Raw genomic sequence first — 21,999 nt, 5'->3', positions numbered from 1 at the left:
ATTTACGGTATTTCATTGCTTTGATTCCGTTTCTTTTCCGCAAGCCTTCGGATAGCCAGTTCGATATTGCCGTCCAGCTGTTTCGCCAGTTGTTCCACTTCCACCTTCTCGCTCTCTTCGGTCGTGTAGCACAGATATTCTTCGGGCGATACCTCCGTGGCGTACACCGTTGACTGTACGCCCCCCAATCCGAACCAGACCTCCTTGTATTTGCGTTTCGGGTCATTGGACATGTTCACCGACAGGATCTGCGCCTTTTCCTTGTCCGTCAGTCCCAGCAGGGACTGTATCTGCGAGAACTTGTTAAGGTACTTCCTCTGGTCAAGCAGAATCTTGCAGTCGCTGTTGTTCACTATGGACTCCTTTACGATAGGCGAGGAAATGATGTCATCGACTTCCTGCGTCACCACAACAGCCTCTCCGTAAAATTTGCGGACAGTCTTGAACAGATAGCGGATGTAGTCCGCCATCCCTTCCTTGGCGATAGCCTTCCACGCTTCCTCTATGATGATCATCTTGCGCACCCCTTTCAGACGGCGCATCTTGTTGATAAACAACTCCATGATGATGATAGTCGTTACCGGAAAAAGAATGGGGTGGTCTTTGATCTGATCGATTTCGAATACGATAAACCGTTTGCCGAGCAGGTCGAGCTGCTTGTCGGAGTTAAGCAGGAAATCATATTCTCCGCCACGGTAATAAGGTTCCAGCACGTTCAGGAAACCCGCAAGGTCGAAATCCTTTTCCCGGACTCCCTTCTCTTCCAGTATCTTCCGGTAGTCCGTTTTCACGAACTCGTAGAAGGTGTTGAACGAGGGAACGATGCTTTCATCCTCCTTGATGCGCCTGATATACAGGGCTACCGCATTGGACAGCGCCACTTCTTCCGAACGTGTCGCCGGTTCGTTGTCCTTTTTCCAGAGTGTGAGGATCAGTGTCTTGATACTCTCTCGTTTCTCAATGTCGAAAACCTTATCATCCGTGAAAAAAGGGTTGAACGCTATCGGGTTTTCGTCCGTATAAGTGAAATAGATGCCGTCCTTGCCGCCGGTCTTCTGGTGTATCAGCGAGCAAAGTCCCTGATAGCTGTTCCCCGTGTCGATCAATACCACGTGTGTGCCCTGTTCATAATACTGCCTCGCCAAATGATTCATGAAGAATGACTTGCCGCTACCGGAGCCGCCCAATACGAATTTATTTCGGTTCGTGGTTACGCCACGTTTCATCGGCAGGTCGGAGATGTCCACGTGCAGCGGTTTTCCGCTGATACGGTCTGACATCTTCAGTCCGAAAGGTGAAACGGAGCTGCGGTAGTTCGTTTCTTCCACCCAGAAGCAGAGGGCCTGTTCGATGAACGTATAGAAGCTCTCCTCTGCCGGGAAGTCAGCGCCGTTTCCCGGCATTGCCGCCCAGTACAGCGTGGCGGCGTCCACTGTATTATGGCGTGGCTTGCACTCCATCATGGCGATCTGACTGCCCACGTCATTGCGCATGTTCTTCACCTCCATCGGGTTGTCCGTCCATGCGATGACGTTGCAGTGGGCACGTACCGAGGTAAGCCCGAAAGAGTGTGCGTCATTCAGGTACAGGTCAATCCACTCTTTGTTGATCTGGTTGCTCCGTGAGTACTTCGAAAGCGACTGCATGTTGCGTGCGCTCTTTTCAAAACGTTGCAGGTTCTCGCCGCTGTCATCCAGAAAGATATACTGGTTGTACAGGTGGTTGCACGAGAGCAGCAGGCCTACCGGACTGGCGAATGACAGCTTGCAGTCGCTTTTGTCCGTTGACAGCCTTTCATACCGGCAGTCCGTACCCACCTTGTTGGGCAACGCATCCAGTTCCGATAGCGTATGTACCGATACGTGCTTGTCGCCGACACGCAGGCCGTCATCTCCGAGTTCGATGTCTTCCAGCGCAGTGGTATTTTCCATTGACAGACAGAAATATTTCTCCACCAGTCCGGCCTTATCCTCCGTGCCCGTAATCTCATCACCGACGAGCCGTCTTAGGTGTACCAGCCCTGTATCGTTCACGATACGGGCGAATTGTCCCACCGTATCCAGAAAATGAGCGGTGGTATCCTTGTCCACCTCCTTGGGGATGATGAATCCCCTGCACAGCGAAGAGAAGCTGCTCTGCATCCTCATGCGTTCTTTCGTCGTCTTGGTCAGGTACAGATAGCATTTGTGGTTCAGGAAAGGACGTTCGTTGAAGTGCATCTCGTAGCTCCGGGAAAGGAAACTTAGATTTTCCTTGTCCGTCTGGCTGCGGTAATCCTCCCGGATAAACCAGTCCTGTTTATGTACCACCGTATAATTGGGCAATACCTTGATTGCCTTTGCCCATGCCGCATGGATAGCCTCGTATTCAGCTGCCGTTACCGTGAAGAGTTCGGGCAGCTCCACCTCAAAGACGGCGGTGATGTCCGCATCTTTGGAGATGATACAGTCCGCTTCGACGGCGAGAAGCGGGAACTTGCTTTCCAATGTGGCGGCCTTTAGTGTGTTCCGCATACATTCTTCTTTTTAATCGTGAATAATTTTCGGGGACTGATCCGGTTGATCAGGTAGCGGGGGTGCTGTTTTCTGGCCAGCAGCTTCATCAGTCCGTGTTCTCCGAACTTGCCGTTCAGGTGGAATGTCAGCCAGACCAGTGCGGATGCGGAGGTTACACCGAAAGCGATGCAGAGCCATTGGCCGACACCGGCCATATAGAGAATGACAAACAGCACGAACAGAGCCAGCAGCCCGCCGGCGAAAATAAAAAGGTATTGCGCCTTGAGTCCCTTGAACTCCGCACTCTCGCCGATCCCCTTGTTCAGTTCATAGTCCATATAAATTATTATATATAGGCGAATCTGTCCTTTAGAGGAAGAAAGAACGCAGGATAGTGGCGGCGACAATCAGAAAGATGCACGCACCGAACCAGGAGGATGCCACCTTGCTTACGTCCGGATCGCCGGAACTGAACTTATTGTACACTTTAATCCCGCCGACCAAGCCGATCACGGCTCCGATTGCGTAGCACAGCTTCGTTCCCGGATCAAAGTAGCTTGTTACCATTTTCGTCGCCTCTGCGATACCGGCCGAGCCGTTTCCCTGCGCATGGAGCGAGCCTGTGGCGATTAGCATGACCGCCACTAATACAAGTTGTTTCGTGTTCATAAAATAAATGGATTTGAATGAGGGACACGACGGAGGGAAGAGTCCGCCGTATCCGGTTGTTAATTAAATTTGTCTGGATTTCTACTGGTAAGAATGAACCGTCAGCTATCCGTAATCTCTTTTTTTCATGTACGTTTTACTTTATTCGTTAGACAATATCGCTTATGGAGAAAGTGTCCGGTATGGTTTCTGCCGCCGGTTCGCTGTCCGGCTGTTTACGCTTGCGGTATGCCGCAAGGTGCAGTTCTATCAGCGAGCCGATCCGTTCCTCACGTTTCGCATCGCCGGAGGTCAGCTGTTCGAACATCGGGGTGTTGCGAAGTTCCGCCAGCGTCTTTCCGGCCTGAATCCTTTCCTCCTCACTGGCCGCTTCACCGCTGACCGCCACACGCACCGCCAGTCCCATGTCCTCGAAGCGGATGCCCGTGGCTTGCGGCGTGCATCCCGGCAGGCGTCTGTCCTGCTCGTCATCATCTATCGGAGGATTGTCATCCGCCGGTTCTTTCCGGAACTCCAGCGGAACATCCATATCTTCCATCAGTTCCAGTTCTTCCGGCAGCGGACTCCCTTCTGCAAACAGCTTGTCCAGTTCCTCGGCGGAAACTGTTTTCGGGTACTTTTCTTTCTCCGATGCAAAAGTATCTGCTTCACTTACAGATTTTTCGTTTTCAATTTTTTCGGGTGTTTGTGGCGTGGAGTGGCTAAGGGAAAATGTGCTTTTGCCTAAAATCTCGCTCACGTCCACCGCCATCCGGGTAAGGATCTGCCCGGCTTTTTCCGCTTTCTTCCTCCGGCTGTTCCGCTCGTGGAAGAGGTAGGCGGCTATCCACAGCAGATAGCCGCCGGTAAGTAAGAATAAGATTGCTGACATGATTTCCGGGGTTTAAAACAGTTCGGTACTTCGTTTTCTGTATTCCTTCGTAATCTCGTCCTGATATGTGGAAAAGTGCTGTTCCAGCACATTGTCCACATAGCTGAAAATGGACATCTCGTTGTTCCCGATTGTCTGGACAATCTTCTGAATCCGTTCATGGAACTCCTTACGAAGGTAGATTGTCTTGCCAAGCCGTGCGCAGACCGGTGACTCGTGGATGAACAGACGGACATATCCGTTCTCTTCACCGGACTGTCCGTTATTTCCGGCTGCTTGTGCCTGCCCGTCCGTCTGCCTGCCTTCCTTGAACGAGGCGACTATGGAGTCCTCGTCAATATCCGTCAGGTTTATTTTTTTCCGTTCGTTTCCCATAGCCTACTTTTTGATAATGGACAACAGTTCTTCCGTAATCTCTTTCAGGTTGCTGCCTTTGACCAGCGTACCGTCCGCAGGAAACAGCGTGGAACGGAACAATGCCCTATGTTCCCCCGTCAGCTCACGGCGGAACCGTTTGCTGTCCGGCAGGAAGGTATTCAGCACTTTCAGTCCAAGCTCGCCGATCACCTGTTCGTACACCTTGTACAGTTCCGATTTCTCCCGGCCGTCCACCATGTTCCACAGAAGGTACAGACCTTTGATATTCGTCTTGCCCGTAGCGATCAGCGTGTCATTCAGCCGGCTCGCAAAGCGGAGTGTGCTTTCCATTACCACCCTGTCGGCGGCAATGGGGGAAAAGACATAGTCCATGTTCGCCAGCGTGTTCAACACGCCCGTACTGTTTACCGTGCCCGGCAGGTCGAAGAACACGATGTCCGTTTCCGGCATCTTTTCCAGCAGTTCGTCCGCCTTTGCGACAGCATCCTCAGCCGTACTCTCCGCTATCGGATAGGCTTTCTTCCTTATCCGTTGCAGTTGCCTGTACGCCATCAGTTTGTAATGCTCGTCCTCCATGACCGTTTTCAGGTCACGTTTTCTCATCTCGGCAATGCTGTGTTGCGGGTAGTCGCAATCCACCACCGCTACATTCATCCCTTTCACATAGTGCAGGTAACTTGCCACCAGCACGGTCAGCGTTGTTTTTCCCGCTCCGCCTTTTTGCGTGGAAAAGGCGATAAAGAGTGTTTCTTTTTCCATGATGCAGTTTGTTTACAAATGATACTTTTGAATCAACGCCGCAAATAAAGAAGGAAAAAGAAGGGGAATTCATGGTTTGGGAACGGAGGGGTTCGAGTGGCCGACTCCTGACGTGGAATGGCTGACTGAACAGCCGACCGACCGAAGTATTGTCCGTCTGATTGGCCAATAGGATACTTGTCCGACCATACATGATATTATTGGATTGTATTGCCTGTCGGATAATCAGCCAAGGAAACAACCGACCGATGAACAGGTTGCCCGAACAAAAGGTTATCCGCTTGGTTGGCTGGTCAGCCGGACGACCGCACCAACGTTGCAACGGCTGACCGTCTGATTGGTTATCTGATCGGTTGGGCATTCAGTCCGCCATTACGCATCCCATTCAGGCACATCCTCAGCCGTTGGTTCAGCCATCATCGGCCGCCCGTTTTTCCTCCTGTTCCACCTGTGTGTACAAGTGGCTTCTATTTGGCATAATGTGGCTAATATTGGTGATATACAACTGATTATATCACTTCCTAACTTTGCGGCATCCAACCGGAAGTGGGCTGTTTGCCTTCGTCGGTCGTCAATCCCCGCTTTCCCCCGAAAGCGCTCTTTCCTCTTCGGAGAGGAAAGATTTATGTTCGCCTGAACATAGCAAGCTGTGTTTTTTGCAGCACCACTCCGTTTTGCAGCAAAAAACGCTTGCCCTTGCAGGGGGCTGCAATTTGCTCCGAAGTCGCAAATTGTGGGGGAGAAACAGACGGCGGCAATGCCACCCGGTGGAGTTGTACCACATAAAAAACGTATATATGAACAACGAGAAAAAGCGTCCCCGCACACGGGGAAAAGGGGGCAGATTGCCCAAGTCGAACCCGGCCGTCCGCCGTGAAACCGTCAATCTGGACGAAGCCGGCCATGCACGGTTTCTCACCATGTTTGAGCAGTCCGGCCTGTTGTCCAAATCCAAGTTCATTGCCGCACGGATCTTTAACGAGGAGTTCAGGGTGATCCGGACAGACCGTGCCACAATGGAGTATGTGGCCAAGCTCACGGAACTGTTCCGGCAGTTCCGTGCCATAGGAGTGAATTACAATCAGGCAGTCAAGGAGTTGCACATCCATTTCACCGAAAAGAAAGCGTTGGCACTGCTTTACAGACTTGAAAAGCTCACCCTTGAACTCGTGGAGCTGAACCGCCGGATTGTCGAACTTTCCCAAAAACTCGCCTCACATGGTAGCCAGGATCAGCGTGGGTAAGAACTTGTACGGTGCATTGGCCTACAACCAGAACAAGGTCGATGAAGGCGGTGCGAAAGTCCTTTCGGCACATCTCCTCCGTTATCCCGAAGACGGGCGTTTCCGTCCGGATGAATCCGTGAGGCAGTTTCTCGAATGGATGCCGAACCATTACCGCACCGAGAAGCCGGTCATACACATCTCCCTCAACCCGCATCCCGACGATGTGCTGACCGACGGGCAGCTGGCGGAAATCGGCAGGGAATACATGCAGCGGCTCGGTTACGGCAACCAGCCCTATCTTGTCTTTAAGCACGAGGACATCGGCCGGCATCATATCCACATCGTTTCCCTGCGTGTCGATAGTGAGGGAAGGAAAGTATCCGACAAGTTCGAATACCGTCGCAGCAAGGAGATTACCGAACTTCTGGAGCAGAAATACGGCCTGCATCCGGCGGAAGGCCGGAAGAAAGGCGAAGAGTGGCAGCTGAAGCCGGTAGATGTTGCAAAAGGGGACATCAAACGGCAGATCGCCTGTACCCTCAAACCCCTGCTCGAGCTTTACAGCTTCCGCACAATGGGCGAACTCCGTGCCCTGCTTTCCCTGTATAATATAGGAGTGGAAGAAGTGAAGGGGGAAATTGGCGGACGCACCTATCACGGCATACTCTATACCGCTTTGGACGGCAACGGCGAAACGGCGGCCACTCCCATAAAGTCCTCCCGGCTGGGAAGAACGGCCGGTGCACAGCAGTTGGATAGGAAGATGCGGGAATCCGCCGCAAGAATCAAGTCCGCCCCGTGCCGTGAACGGCTTCGGCCGTTAGTGGCCGAAGCTTTGCGCCGGTCCGTGGACGAACGGGATTTCCGTAGCCGGCTGGCGAAAGAACAGATAGACTTGGTTCTCCGCCGCAACGGAACCGGCAGGATTTATGGCGTTACCTTTATAGACCACCGCAGCCGCACCGTGCTCAACGGCTCACGTCTGGGCAAGGAGTTTTCGGCGAACACGCTGGACAGATGCTTTCAGGAGCGGCCGCAAGATCTCCTGCCGCCACTTCTGCCGTCCGTTCCGTCCGCTGTGGTTTCCGGAAACGGGGAGAAAATTCTGGGAGGGCTACTTTCCGGCATGGAGCCGGAGCTGAACTATGTCCCCCGGCATCCCAGGCTACTGAAGCCCGACAAGAAGAAACGCCGTCGGCGTTACGGCCGTCAGGACTGAACCCGTATTACATAATTATCAAGACGATAACTTTTTAAAACTCAGTATTATGTCACAAGAAGATGATCTCAGGGGACTGGCGAAAGTCATGGACTTTATGCGTGCCCTCAGCGTGTTGTTCGTAGTTGTCAATATCTATTGGTTCTGCTATCCGGCCATCCGGGAGTGGAATGTCAGTATCGGAGTGGTGGACAGGATTCTGCTGAACTTCCAGCGCACGACCGGGTTGTTCGGCTCCATCCTTTGGACAAAGCTTTTCTCCGTTACCTTCCTTGCCCTGTCGTGTCTGGGCACGAAAGGTGTAAAGGAGGAAAAAATCAAATGGGCGCATATCTGGACAGCCCTTTCCGCAGGTGTTGTCCTCTTCTTTTTCAACTGGTGGCTGCTCAGCCTGCCCGTACCGTTAATGGCACGCACCGCCTTTTATATACTCACTCTTGCCGTCGGCTATCTCTGCCTGCTTGCCGCAGGTGTATGGATCTCCCGCCTTCTCAAACAGGACCTTATGGACGATGTGTTCAACAACGAGAACGAAAGTTTCATGCAGGAAACAAGGCTTATCGAAAACGAATATTCTGTAAATCTGCCGACACGGTTCTATTATGGCAAGAAGTGGAACAACGGCTGGATCAATGTCGTGAATCCTTTCCGTGCCTCCATCGTACTGGGAACGCCCGGTTCGGGAAAGTCTTTTGCAGTGGTAAATTCCTATATCAAACAGCAGATAGAGAAAGGCTATGCCGCCTATATCTACGATTTCAAGTTTCCCGACCTCTCCACCATTGCTTACAATCACCTGCTCAACCATTTGGAGGGGTACAAAGTGCCGCCGAAGTTCTATGTCATCAACTTCGACGATCCCTCACGCAGCCACCGCTGCAATCCCCTCAACCCGAAGTTCATGACCGACATCTCCGATGCTTACGAGAGTTCGTACAGCATCATGCTCAATCTCAACCGGTCGTGGGCGGCGAAGCAGGGCGATTTCTTCGTTGAGTCGCCCACCATTCTCTTTGCCGCCATCATCTGGTTTCTGCGGGTGTACAAGGACGACAGGTATTGCACCTTCCCCCATGCCGTCGAGTTCCTCAACAAGCCTTACGAGCAGATCTTTCCCATCATGTCCTCCTATCCCGAACTGGAGAACTACCTCAGTCCTTTCCTCGATGCGTGGCTGGCGGGAGCCGCCGACCAGCTCATGGGACAGATCGCCAGTGCGAAGATTCCCCTGTCCCGTATGATTTCGCCGGCACTCTATTGGGTGATGTCTGCCGACGAGTTCTCTCTGGACATCAACAATCCCGACGAGCCGAAAATCCTCTGCATAGGCAACAATCCCGACCGGCAGGCGATCTATGGTGCTGCGCTCGGCCTGTACAACAGCCGTATTGTAAAGATTGTCAATAAGAAGGGCAGGCTGAAAAGCTCCATTATCATTGATGAGTTGCCCACTATTTTCATCAAGGGGCTGGATAACCTGATAGCCACCGCACGCAGCAACAAGGTCGCCGTGCTGCTCGGTTTTCAGGATTTCAGCCAGCTTATCCGTGACTATACCGACAAGGAGGCGAAGGTGATCATCAACACGGTTGGCAACATCTTTTCGGGGCAGGTCGTGGGGGAAACGGCCAAGACCCTCAGCGAGAGGTTCGGCAAGATACTTCAGAAACGCCATTCCATCTCCATCAACCGGCAGGATGTTTCCACCTCCATATCCACCCAAATGGACAGCCTCATTCCACCCAGCAAGATCAGCGGGCTGACACAGGGGATGTTCGTCGGCTCCGTAGCCGACAATTTCGGGGAGAGGATTGAGCAGAAAATCTTCCACTGCGAGATTGTCGTCGATGCCGGGAAAATAGCCGAAGAGGAGAAGGCATATCAGAAGATACCCGTTATCACCGGCTTCGTGGACGATGACGGAGTGGATCACATGAAGGAAATGGTACAGGAAAACTACAACCGGATCAAGGAGGATGTCAAACGGATCGTGGCCGACGAGCTGGAGCGCATCGCCAGCGATCCCGCCCTCAAGCACCTTCTGGAACTGAACAAATGACGATGTGCCGAACGGAAAAAATCCCCTGTAAGCGGCTATGGCTTGCAGGGGATTCCGTTCGTTCCGGAAATCGGATTACCTTCTATGGTAATGTTTCTCGTCATCTTCTTCCATCCGTTTGAGCATCACTTCACGCAGGCGGTCGATGAAGTAGGTACGCTCGTCCGCCTTTCGCCTGCGTATCCGTGCGTAGTAGCTCGAAGCGTTCTTCACATCCAGTCCCAGCAGTCCGCACACGTGTTCCACCACACGCTTCAGCGTGACATCACCGCCGTTGAACAGTTTCAGTTCGTGGCAGGCGTACAGCAACTCTATCAGATTTATCACTTCCGATGTCCAGATGACCGGAGGGGTTCCGGCCGGTACGGTGGAAACATCCGCACCCGCCGGATGTATCTCATAGGCGAACTTGCAGTGGGCTTGCATCCCTTCCAGATAGGTCAGAGTGCCGATGATATAGGAGTAGCAGATCAGATGTTCCTTCTGTGCCGTGCGGTAATGCTCGCGCAGGATGACCAGCCTGCAACTCAGGTATTGCAGCTGGAAAAGGACAATGGTGATGTCGTTCTCCGCACGTTGTAGCTCGTACACTTCCTTTACGAACTCGGCATTGGCTTTCGACAGTGTTTCCTCGTTGCTGTTCTCTTGTTCCAGCAACAGGAGATAAGGGGTAACATTGAATAATTTCATAATGTTTTTTCGTTTAAGTATGAAAATGGCTTCAATGTAAGCGCTTTGCCTGACATGCCTGTTCCGCTTTTCGCCGAAAATGCCGGTGTCTATTCGCCCAGATAGAACTTACGGCGTTCCTTGCACAGTTCATCGTACAGATCCTTGTGCAGCTCGCTCGGACTTTGCTTCATCTGTTCCGTACAGAACTCCCAGAAACGGTTGGCCGATGCGAATCCGTTCTTCTCGGCTATTTCCATTAGCGGACGGTCATAGTAATATTTCAAGTCCCGCCGTATCTGTCCGATACGTTGTTCCTGGAGCCATCTGTTGGCCGGGCGGTGGTAGATCTTGCGGAACTTGTCACGGAAGGTCGAAACGCTCATGCAGAACATTCCGGCGAGTTCCTCCACACTGTGCGTCCGGTAGCTGTAGCGATTCACCTTCATCCGGAACACGGCGGCATACAGCGGCTTCAGCCGTTTCTCGGCAAACTGGAAATCCAGCTCGGTAAGCGGTGTGTACTGCCGGCTGATCTGTTTGCGCCGTTCCACGAAGAAGTAGTCGCATACCTCATTACACATGTTGTACAGGGGTTGTGGAGTGCCGGTATGGTACAGCACCTCGCACAGATAGAGCATCTCCGGCGTGCGGTACGCTTTCCGGTAAGGCTCGACGAAATGGTGCAGCAGGTCGTTCTGTATCTCCACCTCTTTGGAGAGGGAGAGCAGCATCAGCAATGGCCGGTACTCTTTGCATGACACGGAAGGCAGTTCGGGCAGTTTTTCCATACGCCGCAGGATATGGCGGCACAGTTCCGTATTCCGGGAATAGGGTTCCAGTACAAGGAATTTTTTCGTACTTTTCGCCTTTAGCAGTTCCTCCACTTCCGTTTGGAGGGCAAGGGTTGTTTCTCTCAGTGATTCCGGTACGGTCATCACCAGCTGTTCGATAAACTTCGTTTCCATGATAATGTGTTTTTAATGGATAAATCGGTAATGTATGAAATCCTGCAAAGATAACCGCCATAGACCGGTTACCGTTTCCGTTTTTCGCCGGAAATGCTTCCGTGTCTGGAAATGGAATTAGGGACTTCATCTCATCCTTTAATTCTTTACAAAGGAATAATACACCCAGTAGATGAAAATCCAGACCATATCTCCGGCAAGCAGACAGATGATCCGTTGCCTGAATTTCAAATCATACTTTTCGGCTTTCAGCTGTTTCAGTTTGGGGAAGAAGTCGCTTGGCAGATAGTGCTGCCTGCACAGATAGAACGGTGCAAATATAAATATGACGAGCATTTCCCACCACCGGTAACTGACATTCCTGTTCTTCTCGTTCTGTTTGTCCATGCGGGCTTTCTCAGCACGTGCGGCGGCATCCAGCCGTCGCATGAAGGCTTCCTCCTTCTCTTCCATGATGTCGGCGATCACCTTGTCGTCCACGCCTCGGTTGTACAGTTCCAGCTTTGCCTGCCGCACCTGCTTGTCGGTATATTCGCCGGTTACATTGTTGGCGATTAGCAATAGCTCGTCCGTATCATATTCCTTGATTTTCATTGTTCACTAATTTAATCTGTTTCACTTCCTTTTCCCTCAGTTTTATTTGTTGACTTTGAGGGAAATACTGGGTATTAATATATTGACTTTATTAGATGAGTAGTTATTTCATTATATGCTTTTGAGTAATATATAGAAAGTTGCAAACTGTATAATTATGGAAATCACATAGATACCATAATATTGCACATATTTTTTCTCTTTGTCAAATTGCTTGAAATACTTTCTGTACTTGCTGTTCTTAAATAAAAAATAATCATTAATATAATACACAAATAATCCTATAACTATTAGTAAAGGGAAAAAAATGGAATCAGATATAAATGCAGTTATTAATAAAGTTTTTATTCTTGAAAACTGAATGCCGATAATACATATAACGGCAATTATCCAAAGGCTGATTCGATACACAGAAGTAATAGCCAAGACTGAAATCCATGAATCAATGCCTTTATCAGACGTATCGGACTCTAACTTTTTATTAATCAATATACAACGGTTTATATAATTATTATTCCATTTCTTCAGCCCGATCCAATAAAACGGGTTAATAAGTCTGTACAAAAAATAGAATAATATTTTATATGCACAATAATAAATCATATTATAGTATTTCTCCATCAAATCTTTCATTCCGCCGTTTTTTTCTGTAAGAACAATGTGTTTAGCTGCCATCTCGATCTTGTTATAAACTCAATTATTAAATTTTACAATTGGAAAAGACATGACAGTGTCTTTAGCATTAAGTAATGAATGGCAGTGTCCAATAAATATGTTTCGACTCTCATCTACATGAAAAGAATGTATCTCATACCTCTTATGTGGAGTAACATCACCACCATCAAAACTACCAATATATTTCTCTATTATTCCTTGTTTCTTATATATTCTCTTTTCATTAAAATCATCAAATAGGGATGACGTTACATAATAACGAATTATATATTGATTGTCTTCAGCTATCTTCTTGGAATTGCTTGAATAGTCAATGAATAATATCAACAACACAAATAGTCCTTTAGGAACTAATAGACCTATAATAAGACTGAGCAAATAGATACTTTTATATATTCGTATGCCATATTTGATCCCTTTGGGTAATTTATTAGGGATGTGTATGAAAAAGGAAAAAATCAAAGATAACACGAAAATATATCCGATAATGTATCCGATATTCCATCGTATATGATCTGTTTCTGGAACTGTACATATTACTATAAAACCAAGTATTCCACATAAGATATGGATACCAAGAACTATATACAATAATTTATATTTCGTCATATTTCAATCAATGGTTTGATGAGCAACAGCGTTAGCTGTTATCTCGACCTTGTTAACATTTTATTTTTATTCTCATCAAATTATGGTATTCTCAAATTCAACTTCTTTATATAGGCAGTATCAAGCTCTGCACCTTTCCAGTTTATATCGGGAGAGAACTGTTTCCACCCATTCTTTGGTGGGGATAATACCCTTTTGGAACAACTGTTTTTACGACTTCACCTACACCATAATGTTCTAACGAAGTAGCCTATTTTTTTCAAATTATACTATAAATTACCTGTCAATCCCAATCTCTCAAATAGCCACTGTTCCAATATAAACAACACTAAAGGTGTAAACAAGAGTTTTATAACGCCAATGCGTTTTTTCCCATCGTAATAATTCATCAGGGCATACTTTCTTGTCTTGTGGTATCGTAGAAAACAGAAGAGGATCGGGAACATTCCCCAAACACACAATATTGCAAGTTCGATATCGGTGTTCTCTATATATCTTAACCCAATGGATAGGAAAGGATATAAGATTAACCACCAATACCAGATCAGTACACCAGGACCTGACATACGCCAACTCTTCTCGCCCCATCTGTTCTCATGATATATTTCCCCCATGTAATACAAGTAGTCAAAGAAATAAAATTTATATTTCTTCGTTTGTCGGGGATTTATAAACTCAATATGGTAACCGCTTCTTTTCCTTTCCTTATTCATATATTTGATGAATTATGTTCTCCAGAATGCAAAATACCTGTCAGAAGAAAGACCCAATCCGAATAATGAAAGTCAATTTCCTTGTAAGGAATGGCAGTTTTCTTCACATACTTGTTCCATGCCCATATAAGAACTCTTCCCAATCTTTCTGCTGTAATATAGCTCATAATTATTTTTTACTTTTCAATTTGTCTTCCCTCATGCGCTGGCGAGCAATAAATAGAATGTCGCTAACCGTATAATCAGGGAAACGACATAGATGCCGTAGTAGAGCAGATACCTTTTCTTTTTGTCAAACTCGGCGAAATATTTCCTGTATTTGTCCCTCTTGAATAAGAATATTTCATTGACATAATACCCGCATATCCCGAAGACTACGAGCCATGAAATAAAAATGATGTCGTTTCTCAAAATACTTAATAGACTTATCCTGAAAATCTTGATACAAGCAAGGCAGACAAGGCAGAATGCCCAAATACTGATGATGCATGGGGTGCTAAGTGCCAAATCACTGATATAGACATCGATACCTTTATCCATTCCGGCAGCTTCATGTCTCTTATTAGTCGAAATGCACCGATTTATATAGCCGTTTTTCCATTTCGAGAAACTTAGCCAATAGAAAAGATTTAGCATCCTCCTAAAAATGAAAAACTGCAACTTATAAGAGCTGTAAAAATTGATGTTGTAATATTTTTCCAATAAATTCCTCATGCCTTTAATGGTTTGGTGAGAAATAACATTAAGTTGTTTTCTCGACTTTGTTATAAACTTATCTTATTCCTTTCAACTCCTCTTTCATTTTCTCTTTTAGGTAGAAGAACAACAAAACATGCCAACACAAGTCAAAGGAGAATACGGCTTCTTCCTTTCTCCCTAATGCCTGATAGAACTTACATACATTCCGATATGCCATAAAAACAAATACAAGATAGATAGGCGCCAGCATACAAAGACTTAATACCAAGACACAGACAGCTATCAGTGAATTTCTACAATAAGCTTTGTATTGTATCAATGCTTCTTCGTAATCGGAATTTTCCCAATAACCGAATGTTTTCAAATCCTCAACGCTCCAGCCTCTTTCTTTCAATAAATTAATAGCATAATCACGAATTTCATCATCATAGCCGTAACGCTTATAATTTTTCACAACATCTATTAGCTTATCATTGTCAAATCTCTTTAGAATATCGGAATCTTCCATAAAAATTTGTTCTATTGTTTATAATGGCTTGACAAGGAGCTGCGTTCAACAGCTATCTTGGCTTGTTAGTAATAATTCATTCCTCTTTCTGTTCATCCAAACATTCATTCACCCATTCTCTAAGTCCTTCATCAATATCTTTCTGCGATGTTTCTTCTAAAATCACTATACCTTCTGATTTTTCGGAAGTGTCAATAGAGTTTAAGAATCTGTTAAGCATCCATATATTATATTCAGTAGGCACTCTACGAATAGAAGCATATAAAAAAGGAGCATAAGTATTATTATCAAATTTTTCCAAATAATGGACTATACGACCGGGATTGCCAAAGTTGAAATGTGGGTGTCTTTCAAGCAATCTAAACAAAGGCTCGATTAAAGCATTATCCATTTCAGTTAAAACAGATTCTACCTCTTGCAAATCTTCTTCGGATTGAAGATTCATATCGTTGATTTTAGAAATAATCTTATTTACATTCATACTTCGTTTATGTTTATCAAGTTATTACTAATGGCTAAGCGGGGAACGCTGTAAGCGTTATCACGCTTTGTTATAAACTCAATTTACTTTGCATGATTGGCTTTTATTTACCCACCATTCCTGTTCTTCCACCTCACGAGCCTTTTGTATCTCGTCCGTTGTCAGATTTTCATTGTGATAGGCATTATATAGATTTTCCCAACCATTCTTACGATATTTCGGTGATACAACCCATTCGCCTGCATCATTAAACAGGCAGAAGTTTGCAGGAGTATCGGGTATAATCTCATCTGCCCAAGAACAGACTTTTGTCAGTCCCTTTGCGGATTTCCACTTACCCCGATATTCAGATAAGTTCAATTTCAGTTCTGCTATTTCATTCCGTCCTTTCTCTATTTGTTGTCCGCTCATCCGATACCCCTGCTTGAAAGAACCGGAGAATGTACCGCTATATCGTTTATCTCCGTATTCCGCAAACGAGTAATGCCCGTATATGAAACCGTCCACTTCCGTATATTCACTTTTTATCATTTGGGAACAGGAAGAAATGCTATCTACACAAACCTTTCCCTTAAACGGACAGATTACGGATAATCGGGTACGACTGATACCCTTTATCTCATATTCTCTACTATCCATTTTCCGAACTTCGGTAATATGAATATCAATTCGGCTACAATCTTCTCCTAATATGCCAATCATGCTTAAATTGTCAAACAAGCCCGAAAGGTCTTGCTGCAAAATATCCGCTTTGGGATTTTGTGAATAGGCTACTCCACAAAACCAAAAGAGTAAAAAGATAATGATATGGTATATTTTCTGTTTCATATTTTGCACTATTGTTTATAATGTTTGACAAGGAGCTGCGTTTAGCAGCTAACTTGGCTTGTTAATAGTAAAGTTCATTCTTTATAAAGGACATACATTTAATTTTATTATCCATTATTACTTTCTTGAACTTGTCAGACACAACTATCTCATTGTCTAATGAGCAACGTACTATATTATAATTGATACCATATTCTTCTAATGGAGAATCAATTAAAACTCTTTTGTCAAAATGATAACTTTCATCTATAGGATCAATCGTGTAGATACTTTTATCCATATCATAACACTCTATCTGATTGCAGATATTCATTGTTGTATAAGCATTACATTTTTTACCTTTGAATGAAAATATGGCATCAAAAAATTGGACTTCGCCAAGAAAGTTATCTTCAATGACTTCCTTAACTTTATTTGATACAAGTATCCCGCCACCTACAGTATTAAGCACATCATAGGATAGTAAACGGTCGAATGATACGCTACTATTTTCTGAGTCACAATAAATTAATGGAGAAGAGGGATACTGAATATAAACCCCTGAACGTAAATCGGCACAGAATGAACTTGGTACGTCCGCATTCTTTCTAAAATCAAAATATAATGGATAATTTGGACGTGATGAAATTTCAAGAAAATAATTCATAATTGTATGTCTTTATATGATTACTATTAATGGTTAGAAAGGAGCGTCGTCAGATGCTATCTTTTGTTATTACTGACTTATTTATATTTCTCAATCCGATGAATAATTATTGATACTTCATAACTTGCTTGATTTTATTAAAACTGATAAAGAAAGAGCATTAAAAGAAGACCGACAATAAGTATAATATACCGGATACTTAATACCGCCTTATCTGAATATTTGGCATTATAAATATTGTCTTGAAATTTCTCAAATAATACAAGAGTCCTTTTCTTATTATAATATATGTATACACCAATCCAAGGAAGTATAAAGCCGATTATCCATATAATAAGTGTTGTTAGTTTAGACATGTACGAAAAAAAGAAATTCCCTGTCAAGAAAAATGAAAACAAAAAAGATGCGAACATATAAGTTATTGAAATAACTTCCGATAAGATGCAGGCTGCACCAAAACGTGGAAATTCCTCATTTTTTAAGCAAACCAAATAATATCTATAAAATAAATAGTCAATAATCTTTTTCATAAGCGACTGTTACAAAACATCAATTATATAATTGTCAGTAATGGCTAAGCGGGGAATGCTGTTAAGCGTTATCCCGATTTGTTAATAACTTTTTTCTTTTCATTAGATATGAAATACCTATCGTCAAGAACAAATAAAAAACAAGAATCTGGCTCGCCAACCATACAAAAATGAAATCATCAATATTGGGTGGAAGATATGCGTCATAAGGTGAATATTTAAGTCCACTCCAATATTCTTGCAATTTTTCTATTTTGAAATAGTAAGTGTAAGACCATATTTTGAAACATAATAGAATGGTTATCGAAATCGCCCTCAAGGCTACTTTATGCAAAATAATATCCAATATTACAAACAATAACAATGCGACTATCAACAAAAACGCTTGTAAAAATGGGGTGAAATCCATTGTCCCATTTGTATCTACTATACATATAGACCACCTTAAAATACCTACTATTATTCCGAATAGAAGAAAATAGACTGTATGGTATATCTTGTTTTTTATGTTCATCTTTAAGTTGTTATTAATGGTTTGGTGAGGAACAGCGTTAAGCTGTTAACTCGACCTCTTTAATGATATTTTTTACTTTTCCAAAGAATCGAACCATTCTTCAACAAATCTCTTTCGCTGAAGTGTGTTTGGAAATTCTTGAATATCGGCATAATCATATATTGTGGCAACGTCTTTTAGCAAAGCTGGCTTTCCCAATGTTAAAAGATATACCTTATCAGAGTTTGCCATCATGCCAGATTGATGTGCATTTATCATAGCTCCACAACATTTTAATCCTATCCCATTATCCAAAAGTATATCACGCAATTTTTGAAATGCGGAAAACTCGTCATCTGCACTTACTTTATACAGATGACCGTCTAACAAAACTGACATGGTAATCACGTCAACAGTATCAGTGATTGTAATTGGTAATTCAAACTCTATATTATCTGCAAATCTGATTGCTACAACATTTTCATTTTCAACATATTCCTCCATAAATTCTTTTGTTTTAATTATCATTAATGGTTTGACAAGGAGCTGCGTTCAGCAGCTAACTTGGCTTGTTACCAATTATTATTTAGAGGGAATCAGATAACCATTTTTGCTTCAATACAGAATATCTTTTCTTAGAGTCTAAAAGCCATTTGCCTTTTGAATACAAGAATATATATTGCTTCTTTTGTCGTAAAGGCACTTCCCTATATGTGTGAACAGCAATTCTATTTTTCCCTTCTTCTACAATATCGGTAATTTTCTCTTCATTAACATCATATTCATACGACCCTTCATTGCCATAAGATATAGTAGTAGGTCTGCCATACTTGCGTTCACGAGAAGTGCAGTAAGTCAAAAAGATTTTTGATACCAATTCTTTTTGCTTGTTAAACTGTTCTTCAAATGAAAGTTTACTCTGCTTTGCAATATCATTACACATTACTTCCCACTCGTGCATATTCTGCATGAATTGAAGCAATAAATTCTGTATAGTTTCTTTTAGTTCTGTTTCCATATCTGTTCTATATTATTGGTAATGGTTTAGCGGGGAACGCTGTAAGGCGTTATCACGCTTCGTTAACATCATATTTAATTTCATTCCAGTGTACCATATCGTATGGATAGTAGGGCAATCCTTTCAAGCTGCTATCATCCAGCTTCAAAACCTTGACCAATGCACCGCTTTCAAAGCTCCAATAGCCGGAGTGTACAGATATATTTATCTTGTGCATGTTGTGCCAACCACAACCGGAATGACCTCTATACCATTCTTGTGAAAGATATTTCTTTAACCTATTTACACTTAAAGCCTTATCTTTATCTGCAAACGAGATAACTTCCTTTGTCGCCGCATAAGGGCGAGGAAATAAAAAATTAACGCTATTCACTGAAACATCTATTTTACATGTGTAGTGAAGAAAATAATTTATTAAGAAATCGTTCAGTTTTTCCTTTTGGGAAACCATTGCTAATTGACAGAATATAGCATCTTCTACACCTAACAATATACCGATAGAAAGCATATTTACCATAAGGATATACCCATTGTCTTTATTCCATGCAATAGGCATCAACGAAACGATTTCTTTGTATAGCGGCAATATCTTATCCATACTCTCTCCCATAGAATAAGTTGCAAGTAGATTATCATATTCATACATTAAAATTGTTTCATGCTTATTCTGAATAACTTCTTTGTTTGGTAGGCTGTATAGTTGAATACCTTTATCCTCACTGTCTTTCAAATCCTGTATATCCTTTTTACAATCATCAATAAATTCCGTTTGCAACCTAATAAGAGTTGCAAAATTTTCTTTTGTACTAAACTTATCTCTTGCTTCCATAATGGTACACTGTCTTGATGTTAATGGCTAAGCGGGGAACGCTGTTAAGCGTTATCCCGATTTGTTAATAACTTTTTCCTTCTCAATAGATGCGAAACTCCAATTGTCAAAAGCAGATAGGCAACCAGTAAACCTTGATAAAACCAATACTTATGAAATTTGCCTATGTCTGCTAAAAAAATCTTTCCGCTTGAACCTTGATGAACCACGGATCTATATTCATCACAAAACAAATAATATTCAAAACTCATTAAGTAGGCAAGTGCCAATATAGATAAGGCGATTAGGCGTGATATTTTATGATGTAGCCACAAATCGCTTCCGATAAATAGCACTGAAAAGACAGCCCAATACATAGATGCAAGCGAAAAATGCCACCCTGTTCCGTATAAGGGACTTATAATACTGACACCTGCATAAAGCGTACTTACCAATAGTAAGTAATACAATATTATTTTTATAATTTTCATGTTTCGCACTATTGTTATTAATGGTTCAGCAGGGAACGGCTTGCCGTTATCCTGCGTTGTTAGCTGTATCTATTTTAGAAAATCCAAATCAAAATAATATTGATTGTCATTCTTCGGATTTATGTAAATCGTTGTCATTCCATAGTGTTGCAATAGCATTTCCAATGAAACTTTTTCCTTCAAGATTGCATCACTGCGAAATGTTTTTGTCTTTCCATTGTATTTGGTTGTGTACGTTACGGTGCATATTGTAGTGGACACAATTTGTTCACTATGATAAATGTCAGGGAATAAATAGCCACTGACACCATTCCAAAATTGGATTTCCCATGTATGGAATATCCGAAAGATAGGCTCTTGCATCCTTGATTTCTTGGTATTCCATTTCTGTGTAGTGACTTCACATTGGTTTAAATCAACAAATAATTGTATTCCATGCCTTTTTATTTGTTTTGTAGCCTGTTTTACTCTATATTTATAAATAGTATCACCAATAAGTCCGGAATTCAACCAAACAACCAATAAGATAGCTCCCGATATTCCAATAGCATACCATTTTGCAGCAAAGCAAATGCCCACACCGAATACATAAATCCAAATAAAAATAAATCCAAGTATTCTCAATATTTTATTCTCATAGATTTTCATGTCATATAATTACAGCTAATGGTTCAGCAGGGAACGGCTTGTCCGTTATCCTGCTTCGTTAATGGTAAATTATATTTTTCCTTGTCTGTGCAATGCCTCTATGAAAAAGCAAATAAAGGTTGCCACTATATATACAGTAAGTGCCCACACTCCAGCTTTACGTTGCACAGAGTTTTCATCCTCATACTTGGTTATAATTCTTCTGTACCTTTTCTTGAAGAAAAATCTGCCACACAGCAATGCTATTAAACTGCCTTCAATGATATAGTATTGAGTATCGGACGGATAATCAATGATTCCGTATTGGGTTAATATACCCCATGCGGTTAATACATTTGTACTTAACATGACCGAAAACAAAAGCATTGCCAAAAATGTGGCTCCTTCCGATACAGAAGAATGAAGCCATAATCTATAAAACCTATAATATAAATAGTCTATCATATACCTTATTACCATTAATGGTTCAGCAGGGAACGGCTTGCCGTTATCCTGCGTCGTTAGTGATATTTTTACCATAATTCTTCTGCGGAGAAATCACCTAAGAAGAAATATAGCAACGAAATTATTTGTAACAAAATACACAAACCTGCCACAAAGCATATTGTTAGTATTATTATTTTCTTTACACCTTTATACTTTTTCTTTCTTAATAAAAAGAGTAGCGATAGTGAAATCGCTATGAGTATAATATTTATCGCACCTGCAATCATATCTATTGTTTATAATTTTGTTGTTATCACTAATGGTTTGACAAGGAGCTGCGTTCAGCAGCTAACTTGGCTTGTTACCAATTATTATTTAGAGGGAATCAGATAACCATTTTTGCTTCAATACAGAATATCTTTTCTTAGAGTCTAAAAGCCATTTGCCTTTTGGATACAAGAATATATATTGCTTCTTTTGTCGTAAAGGCACTTCCCTATATGTGTGAACAGCAATTCT

General features: G+C 43.5%; 26 protein-coding genes. 3 read left to right on the top strand and 23 right to left on the bottom strand.

Translation table 11 applies throughout. The features are described from left to right. Positions 1-2: 2 nt before the first annotated feature. The 6 genes from BACFIN_RS07675 to BACFIN_RS07700 all read right to left on the bottom strand — a co-directional run bounded on the left by BACFIN_RS07675 (position 3) and on the right by BACFIN_RS07700 (position 5,172). Positions 3-2,513 carry a TraG family conjugative transposon ATPase gene (locus BACFIN_RS07675; RefSeq protein ID WP_005651620.1) on the bottom strand — a complete coding sequence of 837 codons (2,511 nt, stop codon included), beginning with the start codon at positions 2,511-2,513 and terminating at the stop codon, positions 3-5. Further along, positions 2,498-2,833 carry a DUF4133 domain-containing protein gene (locus BACFIN_RS07680; protein WP_007754671.1) on the bottom strand — a complete coding sequence of 112 codons (336 nt, stop codon included), beginning with the start codon at positions 2,831-2,833 and terminating at the stop codon, positions 2,498-2,500. The genes BACFIN_RS07675 and BACFIN_RS07680 overlap by 16 nt, the downstream gene beginning before the upstream one ends. A gap of 31 nt (positions 2,834-2,864) precedes the next feature. Next, positions 2,865-3,164 (bottom strand): DUF4134 domain-containing protein, encoded by a 300-nt coding sequence (locus BACFIN_RS07685; protein WP_005651623.1) that lies wholly within the window; start codon positions 3,162-3,164, stop codon positions 2,865-2,867. A 148-nt stretch (positions 3,165-3,312) separates the two neighbouring features. Then, on the bottom strand, positions 3,313-4,035 hold the full coding sequence (locus BACFIN_RS07690; protein ID WP_007754666.1) for a hypothetical protein: 723 nt from the start codon (positions 4,033-4,035) through the stop codon (positions 3,313-3,315). Between the two features lie 12 nt (positions 4,036-4,047). Beyond that, positions 4,048-4,410 carry a DUF3408 domain-containing protein gene (locus tag BACFIN_RS07695; RefSeq protein WP_007754665.1) on the bottom strand — a complete coding sequence of 121 codons (363 nt, stop codon included), beginning with the start codon at positions 4,408-4,410 and terminating at the stop codon, positions 4,048-4,050. 3 nt (positions 4,411-4,413) lie between these two features. Then, the gene (locus tag BACFIN_RS07700) at positions 4,414-5,172 is read right to left on the bottom strand and encodes a ParA family protein (RefSeq protein WP_005651629.1); all 759 of its coding nucleotides are present in this window, start codon (positions 5,170-5,172) and stop codon (positions 4,414-4,416) included. Positions 5,173-5,969: 797 nt separating this feature from the next. On the opposite strand from BACFIN_RS07700, the gene mobA reads away from it, so the two are divergent. Genes mobA through mobC form a run of 3 tightly spaced genes read left to right on the top strand, consistent with a single transcriptional unit; the run spans position 5,970 to position 9,676 of the window. Continuing rightward, positions 5,970-6,416, top strand: a complete 447-nt coding sequence (gene mobA, locus BACFIN_RS23030; protein ID WP_005643552.1) for a conjugal transfer protein MobA — start codon at positions 5,970-5,972, stop codon at positions 6,414-6,416. Beyond that, the gene (gene mobB / locus BACFIN_RS07710; protein WP_007754649.1) at positions 6,391-7,617 is read left to right on the top strand and encodes a conjugal transfer protein MobB; all 1,227 of its coding nucleotides are present in this window, start codon (positions 6,391-6,393) and stop codon (positions 7,615-7,617) included. Before mobA ends, mobB begins: the two co-directional genes overlap by 26 nt. A 46-nt stretch (positions 7,618-7,663) precedes the next feature. Continuing rightward, positions 7,664-9,676, top strand: a complete 2,013-nt coding sequence (mobC, locus tag BACFIN_RS0219955; protein WP_198134584.1) for a conjugal transfer protein MobC — start codon at positions 7,664-7,666, stop codon at positions 9,674-9,676. A 75-nt stretch (positions 9,677-9,751) separates the two neighbouring features. Here mobC and BACFIN_RS07715 read toward each other — a convergent pair whose 3' ends face one another. The 17 genes from BACFIN_RS07715 to BACFIN_RS07795 form a co-directional block, all read right to left on the bottom strand. Beyond that, the gene (locus BACFIN_RS07715) at positions 9,752-10,366 is read right to left on the bottom strand and encodes an RteC domain-containing protein (protein ID WP_007754633.1); all 615 of its coding nucleotides are present in this window, start codon (positions 10,364-10,366) and stop codon (positions 9,752-9,754) included. Positions 10,367-10,455: 89 nt separating this feature from the next. Further along, positions 10,456-11,313 carry a helix-turn-helix transcriptional regulator gene (locus tag BACFIN_RS07720; protein WP_007754631.1) on the bottom strand — a complete coding sequence of 286 codons (858 nt, stop codon included), beginning with the start codon at positions 11,311-11,313 and terminating at the stop codon, positions 10,456-10,458. Positions 11,314-11,451: 138 nt separating this feature from the next. After that, positions 11,452-11,907 carry a hypothetical protein gene (locus tag BACFIN_RS07725; RefSeq protein WP_007754627.1) on the bottom strand — a complete coding sequence of 152 codons (456 nt, stop codon included), beginning with the start codon at positions 11,905-11,907 and terminating at the stop codon, positions 11,452-11,454. A gap of 111 nt (positions 11,908-12,018) precedes the next feature. Next, positions 12,019-12,540, bottom strand: a complete 522-nt coding sequence (locus tag BACFIN_RS07730; RefSeq protein ID WP_032839696.1) for a hypothetical protein — start codon at positions 12,538-12,540, stop codon at positions 12,019-12,021. Between the two features lie 60 nt (positions 12,541-12,600). Then, positions 12,601-13,191 carry a hypothetical protein gene (locus BACFIN_RS07735; protein ID WP_007754624.1) on the bottom strand — a complete coding sequence of 197 codons (591 nt, stop codon included), beginning with the start codon at positions 13,189-13,191 and terminating at the stop codon, positions 12,601-12,603. Between the two features lie 269 nt (positions 13,192-13,460). After that, on the bottom strand, positions 13,461-13,904 hold the full coding sequence (locus BACFIN_RS07740; protein WP_007754602.1) for a hypothetical protein: 444 nt from the start codon (positions 13,902-13,904) through the stop codon (positions 13,461-13,463). A 198-nt stretch (positions 13,905-14,102) separates the two neighbouring features. Further along, positions 14,103-14,618, bottom strand: coding sequence for a hypothetical protein (locus tag BACFIN_RS07745; protein WP_007754596.1), 516 nt, complete (start codon positions 14,616-14,618; stop codon positions 14,103-14,105). 58 nt (positions 14,619-14,676) lie between these two features. After that, on the bottom strand, positions 14,677-15,111 hold the full coding sequence (locus tag BACFIN_RS07750) for a hypothetical protein (RefSeq protein ID WP_007754593.1): 435 nt from the start codon (positions 15,109-15,111) through the stop codon (positions 14,677-14,679). Between the two features lie 76 nt (positions 15,112-15,187). Continuing rightward, positions 15,188-15,592 (bottom strand): hypothetical protein, encoded by a 405-nt coding sequence (locus tag BACFIN_RS07755; protein WP_007754591.1) that lies wholly within the window; start codon positions 15,590-15,592, stop codon positions 15,188-15,190. 78 nt (positions 15,593-15,670) lie between these two features. Then, on the bottom strand, positions 15,671-16,420 hold the full coding sequence (locus BACFIN_RS07760; RefSeq protein WP_007754588.1) for a hypothetical protein: 750 nt from the start codon (positions 16,418-16,420) through the stop codon (positions 15,671-15,673). 61 nt (positions 16,421-16,481) lie between these two features. Next, positions 16,482-17,066 carry an imm11 family protein gene (locus BACFIN_RS0219950; RefSeq protein WP_032839662.1) on the bottom strand — a complete coding sequence of 195 codons (585 nt, stop codon included), beginning with the start codon at positions 17,064-17,066 and terminating at the stop codon, positions 16,482-16,484. Between the two features lie 1,116 nt (positions 17,067-18,182). Beyond that, positions 18,183-18,593, bottom strand: a complete 411-nt coding sequence (locus tag BACFIN_RS07770) for a hypothetical protein (protein ID WP_032839661.1) — start codon at positions 18,591-18,593, stop codon at positions 18,183-18,185. 82 nt (positions 18,594-18,675) lie between these two features. After that, positions 18,676-19,107: an NTF2 fold immunity protein gene (locus BACFIN_RS07775; protein ID WP_004320608.1), complete on the bottom strand. Its 432-nt coding sequence runs from the start codon at positions 19,105-19,107 to the stop codon at positions 18,676-18,678. Between the two features lie 52 nt (positions 19,108-19,159). Beyond that, positions 19,160-19,936: a PoNe immunity protein domain-containing protein gene (locus BACFIN_RS07780; RefSeq protein WP_007754579.1), complete on the bottom strand. Its 777-nt coding sequence runs from the start codon at positions 19,934-19,936 to the stop codon at positions 19,160-19,162. A 44-nt stretch (positions 19,937-19,980) separates the two neighbouring features. Then, positions 19,981-20,406, bottom strand: coding sequence for a hypothetical protein (locus tag BACFIN_RS07785; RefSeq protein WP_007570671.1), 426 nt, complete (start codon positions 20,404-20,406; stop codon positions 19,981-19,983). A 69-nt stretch (positions 20,407-20,475) separates the two neighbouring features. After that, entirely contained in the window at positions 20,476-21,054 is a 579-nt protein-coding gene (locus BACFIN_RS07790; protein ID WP_007754578.1) for a hypothetical protein, read from the bottom strand. Positions 21,055-21,123: 69 nt separating this feature from the next. Beyond that, the gene (locus BACFIN_RS07795) at positions 21,124-21,498 is read right to left on the bottom strand and encodes a hypothetical protein (protein WP_032839693.1); all 375 of its coding nucleotides are present in this window, start codon (positions 21,496-21,498) and stop codon (positions 21,124-21,126) included. Positions 21,499-21,999: the final 501 nt, after the last annotated feature.

Source organism: Bacteroides finegoldii DSM 17565 (assembly GCF_000156195.1).
GTDB classification, from domain to species: Bacteria; Bacteroidota; Bacteroidia; order Bacteroidales; family Bacteroidaceae; genus Bacteroides; species Bacteroides finegoldii.
Note: the sequence above shows the minus strand (reverse complement) of the source record. Positions and strands in the feature narration are given on the sequence as shown.